This window comes from Rhodoligotrophos appendicifer (assembly GCF_007474605.1).
GTDB classification, from domain to species: Bacteria; Pseudomonadota; Alphaproteobacteria; order Rhizobiales; family Im1; genus Rhodoligotrophos; species Rhodoligotrophos appendicifer.
In genome coordinates, this window is sequence record NZ_VHKL01000001.1 from 445061 (window position 1) to 456897 (window position 11837).

General features: G+C 60.1%; 15 protein-coding genes. 4 read left to right on the forward strand and 11 right to left on the reverse strand.

Going from position 1 to position 11837, the window contains the following annotated elements; translation table 11 throughout:
• Positions 1–2 precede the first annotated feature (2 nt).
• The 4 genes from FKM97_RS02070 to FKM97_RS02085 are packed head-to-tail and all read left to right on the forward strand — an operon-like array spanning position 3 to position 3296.
• The gene (locus FKM97_RS02070) at positions 3–866 is read left to right on the forward strand and encodes a branched-chain amino acid ABC transporter permease (protein WP_143957468.1); all 864 of its coding nucleotides are present in this window, start codon (positions 3–5) and stop codon (positions 864–866) included.
• Complete coding sequence (locus tag FKM97_RS02075; RefSeq protein ID WP_143957469.1) at positions 863–1858, forward strand: branched-chain amino acid ABC transporter permease; 996 nt, start codon at positions 863–865, stop codon at positions 1856–1858. Before FKM97_RS02070 ends, FKM97_RS02075 begins: the two co-directional genes overlap by 4 nt.
• Entirely contained in the window at positions 1855–2598 is a 744-nt protein-coding gene (locus FKM97_RS02080; protein ID WP_143957470.1) for an ABC transporter ATP-binding protein, read from the forward strand. Before FKM97_RS02075 ends, FKM97_RS02080 begins: the two co-directional genes overlap by 4 nt.
• Positions 2598–3296 carry an ABC transporter ATP-binding protein gene (locus FKM97_RS02085; RefSeq protein ID WP_246104895.1) on the forward strand — a complete coding sequence of 233 codons (699 nt, stop codon included), beginning with the start codon at positions 2598–2600 and terminating at the stop codon, positions 3294–3296. Before FKM97_RS02080 ends, FKM97_RS02085 begins: the two co-directional genes overlap by 1 nt.
• 54 nt (positions 3297–3350) lie before the next feature.
• Here the strand turns inward: FKM97_RS02085 and speB are convergent, their stop codons facing one another.
• From speB to FKM97_RS02140, 11 genes are all read right to left on the reverse strand, one after another.
• Positions 3351–4262, reverse strand: coding sequence for an agmatinase (gene speB, locus FKM97_RS02090; RefSeq protein ID WP_428977886.1), 912 nt, complete (start codon positions 4260–4262; stop codon positions 3351–3353).
• Positions 4263–4310: 48 nt separating this feature from the next.
• Positions 4311–4916: a DUF1989 domain-containing protein gene (locus tag FKM97_RS02095; protein WP_143957471.1), complete on the reverse strand. Its 606-nt coding sequence runs from the start codon at positions 4914–4916 to the stop codon at positions 4311–4313.
• Positions 4917–5084: 168 nt separating this feature from the next.
• Entirely contained in the window at positions 5085–5288 is a 204-nt protein-coding gene (locus FKM97_RS02100) for a CsbD family protein (protein WP_143957472.1), read from the reverse strand.
• 61 nt (positions 5289–5349) lie between these two features.
• A complete protein-coding gene (locus FKM97_RS02105; RefSeq protein ID WP_143957473.1) occupies positions 5350–5589 on the reverse strand; it encodes a barstar family protein in 240 nt (79 codons plus the stop codon).
• 70 nt (positions 5590–5659) lie between these two features.
• On the reverse strand, positions 5660–6073 hold the full coding sequence (locus FKM97_RS02110; RefSeq protein WP_170240699.1) for a RidA family protein: 414 nt from the start codon (positions 6071–6073) through the stop codon (positions 5660–5662).
• The gene (locus FKM97_RS02115) at positions 6073–7170 is read right to left on the reverse strand and encodes a class I SAM-dependent methyltransferase (RefSeq protein ID WP_143957475.1); all 1098 of its coding nucleotides are present in this window, start codon (positions 7168–7170) and stop codon (positions 6073–6075) included. The genes FKM97_RS02110 and FKM97_RS02115 overlap by 1 nt, the downstream gene beginning before the upstream one ends.
• Before the next feature lie 42 nt (positions 7171–7212).
• Positions 7213–8421, reverse strand: a complete 1209-nt coding sequence (pcaF, locus tag FKM97_RS02120) for a 3-oxoadipyl-CoA thiolase (protein WP_143957476.1) — start codon at positions 8419–8421, stop codon at positions 7213–7215.
• Between the two features lie 3 nt (positions 8422–8424).
• Positions 8425–9210: a CoA-transferase subunit beta gene (locus FKM97_RS02125; protein WP_143957477.1), complete on the reverse strand. Its 786-nt coding sequence runs from the start codon at positions 9208–9210 to the stop codon at positions 8425–8427.
• On the reverse strand, positions 9207–10058 hold the full coding sequence (locus FKM97_RS02130; protein ID WP_143957478.1) for a CoA transferase subunit A: 852 nt from the start codon (positions 10056–10058) through the stop codon (positions 9207–9209). Before FKM97_RS02130 ends, FKM97_RS02125 begins: the two co-directional genes overlap by 4 nt.
• 128 nt (positions 10059–10186) lie before the next feature.
• Entirely contained in the window at positions 10187–10975 is a 789-nt protein-coding gene (pcaD, locus tag FKM97_RS02135; RefSeq protein WP_143957479.1) for a 3-oxoadipate enol-lactonase, read from the reverse strand.
• 243 nt (positions 10976–11218) lie between these two features.
• The gene (locus FKM97_RS02140; RefSeq protein WP_143957480.1) at positions 11219–11812 is read right to left on the reverse strand and encodes a TetR/AcrR family transcriptional regulator; all 594 of its coding nucleotides are present in this window, start codon (positions 11810–11812) and stop codon (positions 11219–11221) included.
• Positions 11813–11837: the final 25 nt, after the last annotated feature.

The following is an 11837-nucleotide window of genomic DNA, read 5'->3' on the forward strand; positions in this document are numbered from 1 at the left end:
TCATGGTCGCGACGGCGCTGATCGGTCTGAGCATCGCGACCCTGCTGTTCCTTCTGGCGGCTGGGCTCACGCTCATTTTCGGCATGCTGGGCGTCATCAACTTTGCCCATGGCGCACTCTACATGCTCGGCGCCTTCATCGCCTATGAGGTCGCCACCCGAACCGGAAGCTTCTGGATCGCCTTGGTTCTGGCCCCAGTGGCCGTCGCCCTCGTCGGCGCGGTGATCGAGGGGCTCCTCTTGCGCCCACTTTATGAACGCGACCACGTCGAACAGCTGCTGATGACGTTCGGCGCGATCCTGGTCATAGAGGAAGCCGTCCGCATGATCTGGGGCTTTGGATATCGCGACGTGCCGCTGCCGCACTCCCTTTCCGGGGCGGTGCCGATCCTGGGCGACGACGTGGCCGTGTACAGGCTCTTCCTTCTGGGGGCGGGTCTGGTGGTCGGCATCGGCCTCTTCCTGCTGATCGAGAAGACGCGGCTGGGCATGGTGCTCAGGGCTGCCATGTCCCATCCGACGATGGTGCGGTCCCTCGGCATCGGCGTCGACAAGGTGCGCACCCTCGTCTTCGCTCTCGGCGCCGGCCTCGCCGCCCTGGGAGGAGCGATCGCCGCCCCGCTCCTGCCGGTGCAGGTGGGCATGGGCTTCACCATCATCATCGACTGCTTCATCGTGGTGATCCTCGGTGGCCTGGGCAACATTAGGGGGGCGGTCGCTGCAGCCGCGTTGCTGGGCTTGGTCCAGGCCTTCGGACAGACTTTCATCCCGGCGTGGATCGATGTTGCCACCTACATGGTACTGATCCTGGTCCTCCTTGTTCGCCCACAGGGACTGTTCAGTCTCGCCCCGGGACGCAAGGCATGAGCCCTTTTCTCCGCAACATTGTCGTCGCCTTCATCGTTGCGGCAGCGGCGAGCGTCCTTGCCCTGACGGGTGATGACGGGCTGAGATACGTGATCGCCCTGGTTCTTGTTTGGGCAATCTTCGCGATCGGCTTTGACTTGGTGTTCGGCGTCTCCGGCATCATCTCCTTTGGCCACGCAGCCTTTTTCGGGACGGGCGCCTATGCCTATGCCATTCTCACCCTGAGCTATGGAACCAGCACGATCGTGGCGCTCTTTGCAGCAGTCGCCGTAGGCACGATCATAGGCTTGGCCTTTGCGGCAGTAACGCTGCGGCAGTCGGGCATCTATCTCGCTCTCACGACCCTGGCTCTTGCGCAGCTCGTGCATATCCTGGCTGAGGTCAAGCTGAAGAACCTGACTGGCGGGACTGACGGCATGGCTGGGGTTCCGCGGCCCGAGTTCCTTGGCATCGATTTCTACGACGATGGCAATTTCGCCTACCTCGTGGCCATCCTCTTCTTTCTTCTGATGGCACTGAACGCACTTCTGCGGGCTTCACCCTTCGGACAGGTCCTGGCCGCCATTCGTCAGAACGAGACTCGGACCAGTCAGCTTGGCTATGACACACGGCGATACAAACTTGGCGCTTTCGCCATCTCGGGAGCCTATTCCGGATTAGCTGGCGCTCTGCTTGGCTGCCTCGTCATGTTCGTGGGCCCCGACATGACCCGGTGGAACACGTCCGGCGATGTCTTGATCATGACTGTCCTCGGGGGGCGCGGACTGTTCCTCGGGCCGGTCGTCGGCGTTGCCGTGTTCGAGACCCTCAAGGAAGGCATCAGCGCCTACACGGATCGCTGGTATGGCCTCCTGGGCACCATCTTCATCCTGGTGACCCTTTACATGCCCGGAGGGATCTCCGGCATGGCGCTGCGTTTGAGGGCTTCCATGCTGACGCGCAGAAGACTGGCTGCCCCTCCCCTCCCGAAACCTGGAGAGACGACACCATGAAAGCGGCATCGCTGGGCTGCCACGATGTAGCGGTGCGCTTCGGCAGCTTTCAGGCTCTGTCGGGCGTCAGCCTCAACTTTCTGGCTGGCAAGACAACCGCCCTGATCGGTCCGAATGGAGCAGGCAAGACCACGCTCCTCAATGTGCTGGCGGGGCTGCAGAAGGCAACCACTGGGACCGTCACGATGGACGGACAGGACATCTCGAACCTTCCGCCCTACGGGAGGGCTCGCGCGGGGATTGCTCGGTCCTTCCAGATCGTCAATGTCTTTCCGCAAATGACGGTTTTCGAGAATCTCCGGCTCACGCTGCAGCGTCGCCACATGCGCTTCTCTGTCCCATGGCGGACGGTCGCCTCCTATTCCGCGCTCTCGGAGGAGGCGGCAAGGCGCCTTGCCCTCTTTGGTTTGGACCGGCTCCGGGATGAGCTTGCCGGATCATTGTCGCACGGCCAGCAAAGAGCGCTGGAGCTCGCTCTGACCCTTGGCACGGATCCGCAGGTACTGCTCCTGGACGAGCCGTTGGCGGGAGTCGGCCAGACTGAACTGCCGAAATTCACGCGCCTGATCAGCGAAATCGTGGCTGGCCGGACGACCCTCCTGGTCGAGCACAACATGGATGTCGTCATGGCCATGGCTGATGAGATCATCGTGCTCGTCGGCGGCAGCGTGCTGGCCCGGGGCTCTGCGGAAACCATCCGTGCCGACCCTCGTGTCCGTGACGCCTATCTGGGACATTGATGATGCTGTCACTTGAGGATGCCTCGGTTTTCTATGGTGGTGCCCAGGTTCTGCATGAGATCTCCATGGCGATTGCGCCTGGAGAATCGCTCGCTCTCGCCGGAAGGAATGGCGCCGGCAAAAGCACAACGCTGAAGACGCTGGCGGGCCAGCTTCGATGCCGCTCCGGCAAGCTGCTGCTCGAAGGATTGCAACTCGACCATCCGACCCCCGAACGCATCAGTCGAGCCGGCATCGCCTTCGTACCGGAGGACCGGCAGGTCTTTCCCACGCTGACGGTGGAGGAGAACCTGCTCATCGCCCAAATTGCGCATCGTCCCGGGGATTGGACCGTCGCACGTGTCTACGAGACCTTTCCAAGACTGTATGAGCGCCGCACCGCGCTCGGCCAGGCTCTATCGGGAGGTGAACAGCAGATGCTGGCCATCGGGCGGGCTCTGGTCTGCAATCCCCGTATCTTGCTGCTTGACGAACCGACTGAGGGTTTGGCGCCCACCGTCGTGCAGATCCTGGTCGATGCCATCAAAGGGATCATTGAAAGCGGGATCGGGCTCATCCTGGTCGAGCAGAACTTCAAGATCCCTAAGATGCTCGCTCACCGGTTCATAATCTTGGACAGCGGCAGAATCGTATGGTCGGGCAACTCTGCTCAGTTAGACGCTAGCGAGGACGTCGTAACTCGGCTGCTCAGCCTTTAGCTGGCCAAAACTGCCGTGTCTGGACTCCGCGACGCCGGGGCAAGACTTCCTGATTCACTTCCGCCGCGCTGCGATGACGGTCAGCAATTCGAACATCATGGTGGCTCCCGCAAGAGCAGTCATGCCCCCGACATCGAAAGGCGGCGCAACCTCGACGACATCGGCACCGACGATGTTCACTCCCTCCAGGAGACGCAGCATGTGTTGTGCTTCTCGCGTGGTGAAACCCCCGATCTCCGGAGTTCCCGTGCCGGGTGCCATGGATGGATCTAGGCAGTCGATATCGAATGAGACATAGGTCGCATCACTGCCGACGATCGATCTCGCTTCCGCCATGACGTCCTCTGGACCGCGGCGGACGAACTCTTCCATGTAGATGATCCGGAGCCCTTGCTGACGGGCCCAATCGTGTTCGCCAGGCTCGTAAATAGAACCGCGGATCCCGATCTGCACGGTCCGCCTTGGGTCCAGCAAACCTTCCTCGATGGCGCGTCGAAACGGCGTGCCGTGCGTATAGAGATTATCGCCGAAATAACGGTCATTCGTATCTGAATGAGCGTCGAAATGGATCATCCCTACCGGCCGCGACTTTGCGACGGCCCGCATGACGGGCAGCGTTGTCAGGTGGTCACCCCCGGCAGCGAGCGGGATTGCACCGGCTTTCACGATCCGAGCCACACCCTCCTCAATCAGGCGCAGACCATCCATCAGATCGATGGGGTTAACGGCAAGATCACCGATATCCGCAATCCTGGCGATCGAGAACGGCTCCGTGCCCGAGACATGATGGACCCGGCGCATGAGGGTGGATTGGCTGCGAATCTCCCGCGGGCCATGCCGCGCACCGGCCCTGTTTGTCGTACCGCCATCCCACGGGATGCCAAAGAGCGCGATGTCGAGACCGTCTGGAGAGGCGACGACGGGTAAGCGCATGAAACTGGCGATGCCGGCGAAACGCGGCACCATACTGGCGTCAATAGGCTGCTGCCCCGTTTGCGAGTCCACGGCGGCCGCTCAGTCGACCAGCTCGTAATGGGCCTCGGTAGGCTTTCCCTCCTTGCCATTGATCGGCAGGATATCCTGCGGACAGCATGACATTGCGACGACGCAGTCCATATGAGCGCGCAGCACGACATAGTCCCCAGGCTTGGACAAAGGCTCGCCCCAACTTGTCTTCCCCTTGGGGTCGACAGGAATGTTCATCCACAGATTGAGCGGACTGGGGGTCTCTGGAGCCCGAAGGCCGATCTGGCGCATCGCGGCGTGTAGATTGTCGGTGCAGTTGTCGTGATACTCTTTGCAGCCGAGCAGTCCGTAACGGTAATCGTCGCACGCTGCCATGATCGTATCGTGGATCCCTGGGGAGGTATCCTCCTCGAAGAACAGGATCGGACGGCGGCGGTTCGTATAAAGCTCGTCACCCTTGGTGGGGAAAATTTTGCCCAGGGTCGGCCGTATATGCTCCATGGACATGAATTCGGTCAGCTCCTCGGAGCTGAAGCACCAAGTGTCGACGACCTGAAGACCATGGGTGTTGATGATCTTGATGGCTTGACCCTTGGTCAGCCGCGCCGCCCTGCCCTTCCGGGCAGGAATTGTCATGAGCTCACGTGTCCCCATCCCAAAGCCTCCTGATGATTTGCCCTCACTTTGATCAGGGTTCGGGGGCAGGTAAAGTCGATAAAGTCGAAGTCAGCTTGTTTATTTCCGACAGTGGGCGGTTATCCGGAAAAGGGGACGCCATAATGAGGCGCCATATGGAAAAGGGCGCCTGAGGCGCCCTTCCACTTACCAGCTTTGGCGGCTGTACCAGCTATCCACGTCGGTGCGAACTTTGTCTTTCTCGACGCCGTAACGCTCCTGGATCTTTCCTTCGAGCTGATCACGACGGCCAGCAATCACGTCAAGATCGTCATCAGTGAGCTTTCCCCACTGTTCCTTGACCTTACCCTTGACCTGCTTCCAATTACCTTCAACACGATTCCAGTCCATGACAGTCTCCAACATTGTCTCTCATAACAACGCCGGGACACCGTCAAAGTTGCCAGGTTATTTAGTTTTCCTGAATCTCCTGGACCGTTGCTTTGCACATCGGATCCATTTGATCCCAGTGCGGAGACAGACAGTCCCACAACGCGTCGAGATCATCGACATCGACCTGAGGACAATACTTTTTGATGCCCTCGCCGCAATAGCTTTGCAACGCGAATTTTTGATCATCCATGAGCTGAGCTGAGGCGCTCAAGCTCGTGAGGACCAGGAGCAAGCCAGAAAGACCGATTAGCTTTCTCATCACCGAAGCCTCCTTCACGGCCGTTAACGAGCCGAGTGTGCTCGTTGGATTATACCACCGTCCGATTGTTTCACAGTCCCGTTTCGGCAAGTAGGTTAGGATCTCGGAACGCAATGCAATCGATCTCAATGCGTGCACCTGCAAGCAAGGAGGCGACGCCGACGCACGTTCGGGCCGGCTGCCGATCGGCCGGGAAGTAGCGGGCATAGACCTGGTTCATTCTCTTGAACTCAGAGAGGTCGGTCATGTAGACCGTGACTCGGACGACATCGGCCATCGAGAGCCCCGCCTCACCCAAAATTCTGGAACAGAGATCAAGGCTCGCCGCCGTCTCACCTTCGATCGTGTTCGGACCTTGCCAAGCCGGGTCATCCTGCGCCAGCTGACCGGCCACGAAAACGAGTTCCCCTGCGGTAACCGCATGGCTGTATGGCGCATCGATGGCCATCAGGCCCGGAAGCTTCAGATGACGATTCCTCTCCATCAGCATTTCTCGATCACCATGAAGCAGTGGACATAATCCATGCCGTGCCCCTCCGGATGTGCGGCGACGTCGGCTTCATAAGCATCGTAGAATTGGTCGATCAGTGCCTGCTTCTCGGCCATGGGGCGGGAGACGTCCAGGGCGCCAAGAAATGTGCTCTCCGACCAGGATCGAAGTGTCGGAATATACGCCTTCGCAAATCGCCTGGCCTCACCATGCCGGGCGTAATCGGCCGCATAGGGGCAGGCGGTAACCCGCGATGACAGGTGCGTCAGGACAAGTCCGGCACGGCTGACGGCCGAGCCGGGATCTCGAAACGGAGCGGCGAATTCGTCCATCGTCTTGTAATATTGCTGGAAGGCAGCTGCCCGATATTCCTCCCGGGAAAGAGCGCCCGCTTCGAACAAGCCTCGCCAATGGCGTGCAAAACTATCATGCATGTTGGCACCACCCGTCCAACCGAGATAGTGCCCGTTTTCGTTCTCCGAGAAGTTCGCCAGGACGAGAACGCCCCCCGGCATCAGCTCGGCGGCACGCGCCAGGAGAATGGTTTCCCAATCCTGCAGGGATTGGGATCTGAAAATCGATTTCTCGGCCGGGGATCCCCCCACGGCATGGGTGTGATCCTCAATGAGGCCGGGCCGGCGACTAAGCCAATGCATGGCGGTCGCCGAAAATCCGAGGGTAAGCGACGAGTCCGGAAGAACTTGACGGTAGAAACTTGTGCCGCTGCCAAAAGTGAAGACGTTTGGCAGCCGGCCCAGCGAGTTTTCATTGTCGTGAAGCTGACCGAAAAGAGCCGAGAAGTCATTTGTCGGCAGATCGGTGTAGGTGATGGATACGGGCTTGTTCGGCACCTGGAGGTGGACCCTGCCGACGACGCGGCGCATCAGGTCCATTGAGGTGCCGCCGTCAGCAGCTCCGAAGTCGGCGACGGTAAACGGGCACGACAACGCTGACAGATCCATCTGGTCAATCGCCCCCACCACCAGGTCGGCAGCCGCGTCGATGACGGCTTTGGCGCCGACCGTGTTGCTGCTGTAGTAACCTGCACCGCGCATTGCGATGGAGCTCTGGTGGGCCGGAACAGAAGTCATGCGGAGATCTCCCGACAGCTGAAAATTATCGCGCCAAGACCATCAGACCGCCTCGAGTGCCACCGCGATGCCTTGGCCGACGCCGACGCACATTGTCGCCAATGCACGCTTGCCCTTTTTAATGGACAGCTCCATGGCTGCCGTTCCCGTTATGCGGGCTCCCGACATCCCGAGCGGGTGGCCAAGGGCAATCGCGCCGCCATTGGGATTCACATGATCGCTGTCCTCCTCGATGCCCAGCTCCCGCAACACCGCGATGCCCTGGCTCGCAAAGGCTTCGTTGAGCTCCAGCACGTCGAAATCCCGAGGTTGAAGGCCCAGTCGCGCGCAGAGCTTCACGGTCGCCGGCACAGGTCCCATGCCCATGATGCGCGGAGCAATTCCGGCTGAAGCACCCCCGAGGATGCGGGCGATGGGGACGAGGCCGTGCCGCCGAGCACCCTCCTCTGAGGTAATGATGAGCGCCGCAGCACCGTCATTGACGCCTGATGCGTTCCCCGCAGTGACAGTGCCGCCGATCTTCTTGAACGGGGTCCCCAGCTTTCTCAATCCATCCAATGTGGTATCGCCCCGGGGATGCTCGTCCTGGTCCACCACGATCGGGTCACCTTTGCGACGCGCAATGCTCACCGGCACGATCTCGCGGGCGAGCCTGCCGTTGTTTTGTGCCGCCACGGCCTTCTGCTGAGATCGCAAGGCGAACGCATCCTGGCTTTCGCGAGACACCTGGAACTGCTCGGCAACGTTCTCCCCGGTCTCGGGCATCGAATCGACGCCATACTGCTCCTTCATGAGCGGATTGACGAAACGCCAACCGATCGTCGTGTCATAGATTTCCGCCGTCCGCGAAAAAGCAGTGTCAGCCTTGGGTTGAACGAAGGGGGCACGCGACATGGATTCGACACCGCCGGCGATGTACAGCTCGCCTTCTCCGGCCTTGATGGCGCGGGCGGCGGTGATGACTGCATCCATGCCCGAACCGCACAACCGATTGATCGTGGATCCCGCCACTGATGTGGGCAATCCGGCTAAGAGCAGAGACATGCGTGCGACGTTGCGATTGTCTTCGCCCGCTTGATTGGCGCAGCCGAAAATCACGTCGTCCACGGCCTCCCAGTCGACCTGCCTCTGCATGTCGATGAGGGCCTTTAAAGGAACGGCACCCAGATCATCAGTACGCACGCTTGAAAGAGATCCAGCGAATCGGCCGATCGGCGTACGGACATAGGCGCAGATATAGGCTTCGGTCATGGATCAGGCCACCTTCTGCTTCGGTCTGCCATGCGCACGGGCAGTGCGTTCGTTGAGATTCCGCAATGTTTCAAGCTCCACAGGAGTGGGAGGAGGTGTCACCGAGAGGTCATCAGCAAAGCGAACTTTCCAGCCGCAAGCGCCCTGCACCGCGTCGCGCGTAACGCCTTCATGAAGCGACACGACTGTGAACTCTTTTGTTTCAGGATCCGGAAGCCACACCGCAAGATCTGTGACCAGCAGGCTCGGACCGGCTGTAGTTATGCCATGCTTCTGGCGATCGTCTCCGCCCCTGCCGTGACCGAACGACGTGAAGAAGTCGATCGTCTCCACCATTCCGCGCAGGCTTTGCTTCATCGTGATAAAGATCTTCTGGCAGGACGTCGCGATCTCCGGGGCACCGCCGCCGCCGGGAAGACGCACCTTGGGCTGGTCATAGGGACCGATCACCGTGGTGTTGATATTGCCGAACCTGTCGAGTTGAGCGGCACCCAAAAACCCGACCGTGATCCGCCCCCCTTGCAGCCAGTACCGAAACATCTCAGGCACAGACACGGTGGTCAGCGCCGTCTCACAGAGTTCCCCATCACCGATCGACAAGGGTAACGTGTTCGGCCGTGTCCCGATGGTTCCGCTTTCATAGATCAAGGTGATGTCGGGGGCATGGGTAAGGCGTGCGACGTTGCATGCTGCCGATGGCGCACCGATGCCCACGAAGCAGACATCCTCATTGCTCAAAGCCCGAGCGGCGGCGATGGTCATCATTTCCGTCGAAGTGAAACTGCTCATCGCTCAAGCTCCTTCACACGGCCGGCAAAGACATCTGGCCCGACGTCCAGCACATGGGTCTTCATCCAATCCGTGAACAAGTCTCGATCGGCTGAGATCTTGTCCCACTCCAGATAGGCAGCATTGTCCCGACCGTAATATCCATGCGTATACGAAGGATGGGCGCCGCCCTTGACTTGGACGATAGCTGACACTGTCCAGTGAGGCAGCACACAGAGATTGGGGTGGAGTCCCTCGAAATCATCGACGATCTCCTCCACTGTGACCACAGATCTTTTTGCCGACAGAACGGCCTCCTTCTGCACGCCGACGATGCCTTCGAACAGGACATCGCCACGACGGCTGGCCTTTTGAGCATGCACGAAGGCGACGTCTGGATGGTGTGCCGGCACCGCTGCGAGTTCCTCGCCGGTAAAGGGACAGATGATGCTCTTGATCTGCGGGTTCACATGCTTGAGCCCCGCCCCCTTGTAGCCCCGGAAGACCGCACAGGGCAGGCCTGCCGCTCCGGCTTCATAGGCATTGGCCATGGAGGCGTGGCTGTACTCGACCGTCTCAATCGCCCGGGGCCACGCATTCTCGATCGCGTCCCGCATCCGCCGTAGCAGACCCACGCCGGGATTTCCGGCGTAGGAGAAGATGACCTTCTTCACCATCCCCATGCCGATCATCTGGTCGCCGACGATGTCCGGCGTCATCCTGATCAGCGTCAGGTCGCGCTTTCCTTGGCGAATGGCCTCATGGGCAGCCGCATGGGGAATGAGATGTGTGAAACCCTCGAATGCGACGACGTCGCCGTCGAAGAGGTTCTCGGCGACAGCGTCGCGCAGGGATTGAAACTTGGCCATGATCTCTCAGATTTTGGGAACGAAGGTTCTGCTTGCGCCTTGCAGGTCGTCGGTGAAGGTGTGGATGAAGCGTATCATTCTTGGCTCACCTCCTTCTCCTCGGGGACAGCGGTCGCGTCTCGTCCACATCAGGCAAGGCCGGACGCCTTCAGATGATCAGCCATCAATCGGATCAGCGCCTCGGGTTGCTCGATGTTCGGCAGGTGACCCGCATCCTTGATGATCTCGAACCGGGCTCCGGGGATGAGGTCCGCCATTGCCCGCACCAGGTCGGGTGGAGTTGAACCATCCTTGTCCCCGACGACGCAGAGGACGGGTGCCTTTATGCGCGAAGCCTCAGTGCGGAAGTCCCCGTCGCGTAATGCTGCACAGGTTCCGATATAGCCGTTGACAGGCGTCCGGACGAGCATGTGACTGTAGCCTTCGCATTCTTCCGTAGCCCGGAACGGTTCGGTGAACCACCGCTCCAGAATCATGGGTGCGATGCTCTCGATGCCCCCTGCACGCACCGCATCGATACGACCGTTCCAGGCGGCGGCGTCCCCGATCTTGACGGCTGTGTCGCACAACACGACGGCTTCGATGCGGTCCGGTACGGAGAGAGCGAGCTGCTGAGCAATGAAGCCGCCCACCGACAGCCCAACAACGCTGAATTTCTCGATGCCCAAGTGATCGAGGAGACCAATGACGTCATTGGCATGATCCTCGATCGTATAATCTCCACCAGGCGCATCGGAAAGCCCATGACCGCGCTTGTCGTAGAGAACTACGCGGAACCGGTCTGAGAAAGCGGGAACGACGGTGTCCCAGATGCGGAAGTCGGTCCCGAGAGAATTGATGAAAACCAATGCCGGCCCATCGACAGGACCGATGGACTGATGATGAATGAGAATGTCGTTGATGCGCTTGAAGGCCATAGAATTCCTCAGGTCAGCAGGCCGAGGCCGGCAGGCGCTCGACGATATTTATGGTCTAGCGAGGTCTCTCGCTGTTCCTCGTTCGTGCAGCAGGGCCTTGCGTCAGAAACATTCCGTCCGAGTAGAGGCCGAACTCGCACTGAGCTATAGCTCGGGGGAACAGAATGGTCATTTCTTTGATGTCGGCAAGCTTTCTCAGCACGGTTATCAACGGCACTCATTGAGGAACGGAAGAACTCGGCGTCACTGCTCCCCGTCAACCTGCTTCGCCCCACCGAGAAGATCATCGGAGACCGCAGAAAGGATCTCGTTTGACAACTCTCGGTCCTCAACCGCCCTGGCCAGGATGATGGCGCCCACCAAGGCGCTAGCCGTCGCAAGGGCGGCCCGCCGACGCTCGGCATCCGATCCCGAAGGCACCATCTCCATGAGCGAATCGATCATCCGCTTCAAGCCGTCAGTGAAACTGTCACGCACCTTTGTGCTCTGCCTGGCCGTTTCCCCGCCAAGCCCAGCCAGTGCACAACCCTGCGCGGAATCGTCACGATGGCGTTCGGAGAGGTACCTCCTCACGAGAACGGACAGGGGGTTCTCGCCGCCGGATCTCGCCAACTCCCGCCATCTTTGCGCCGACTGAGACAATGCAGCGGCGCTGGCCTGCGCGGCCAGATCGTCTTTGGAGGTGAAGTGTCCGTAAAAGCCGCCATGCGTCAGCCCGGCCGCCTTCATGATCTCCGCGACACTGACGCCATCAAAGCCCTTCTCGCGGAACAAAGCACCGGCGACCTCGATGATCTTCTCGCGATTTTCAGCAAACTTCTCCCGCGTCACCTTCATTTCATCCTCCGGCCGACGTAGCGCT

What these genes read in the sequence shown, in the direction of transcription:
- FKM97_RS02070 (WP_143957468.1), top strand. Translation starts at nt 3, where the DNA reads ATGGTCGCGACGGCGCTGATCGGTCTGAGCATCGCGACCCTGCTGTTC.
- FKM97_RS02075 (WP_143957469.1), top strand. Translation starts at nt 863, where the DNA reads ATGAGCCCTTTTCTCCGCAACATTGTCGTCGCCTTCATCGTTGCGGCA.
- FKM97_RS02080 (WP_143957470.1), top strand. Translation starts at nt 1,855, where the DNA reads ATGAAAGCGGCATCGCTGGGCTGCCACGATGTAGCGGTGCGCTTCGGC.
- FKM97_RS02085 (WP_246104895.1), top strand. Translation starts at nt 2,598, where the DNA reads ATGATGCTGTCACTTGAGGATGCCTCGGTTTTCTATGGTGGTGCCCAG.
- speB (WP_428977886.1), bottom strand. Translation starts at nt 4,262, where the DNA reads ATGGTGCCGCGTTTCGCCGGCATCGCCAGTTTCATGCGCTTACCCGTC.
- FKM97_RS02095 (WP_143957471.1), bottom strand. Translation starts at nt 4,916, where the DNA reads ATGGGGACACGTGAGCTCATGACAATTCCTGCCCGGAAGGGCAGGGCG.
- FKM97_RS02100 (WP_143957472.1), bottom strand. Translation starts at nt 5,288, where the DNA reads ATGGACTGGAATCGTGTTGAAGGTAATTGGAAGCAGGTCAAGGGTAAG.
- FKM97_RS02105 (WP_143957473.1), bottom strand. Translation starts at nt 5,589, where the DNA reads ATGAGAAAGCTAATCGGTCTTTCTGGCTTGCTCCTGGTCCTCACGAGC.
- FKM97_RS02110 (WP_170240699.1), bottom strand. Translation starts at nt 6,073, where the DNA reads ATGGAGAGGAATCGTCATCTGAAGCTTCCGGGCCTGATGGCCATCGAT.
- FKM97_RS02115 (WP_143957475.1), bottom strand. Translation starts at nt 7,170, where the DNA reads ATGACTTCTGTTCCGGCCCACCAGAGCTCCATCGCAATGCGCGGTGCA.
- pcaF (WP_143957476.1), bottom strand. Translation starts at nt 8,421, where the DNA reads ATGACCGAAGCCTATATCTGCGCCTATGTCCGTACGCCGATCGGCCGA.
- FKM97_RS02125 (WP_143957477.1), bottom strand. Translation starts at nt 9,210, where the DNA reads ATGAGCAGTTTCACTTCGACGGAAATGATGACCATCGCCGCCGCTCGG.
- FKM97_RS02130 (WP_143957478.1), bottom strand. Translation starts at nt 10,058, where the DNA reads ATGGCCAAGTTTCAATCCCTGCGCGACGCTGTCGCCGAGAACCTCTTC.
- pcaD (WP_143957479.1), bottom strand. Translation starts at nt 10,975, where the DNA reads ATGGCCTTCAAGCGCATCAACGACATTCTCATTCATCATCAGTCCATC.
- FKM97_RS02140 (WP_143957480.1), bottom strand. Translation starts at nt 11,812, where the DNA reads ATGAAGGTGACGCGGGAGAAGTTTGCTGAAAATCGCGAGAAGATCATC.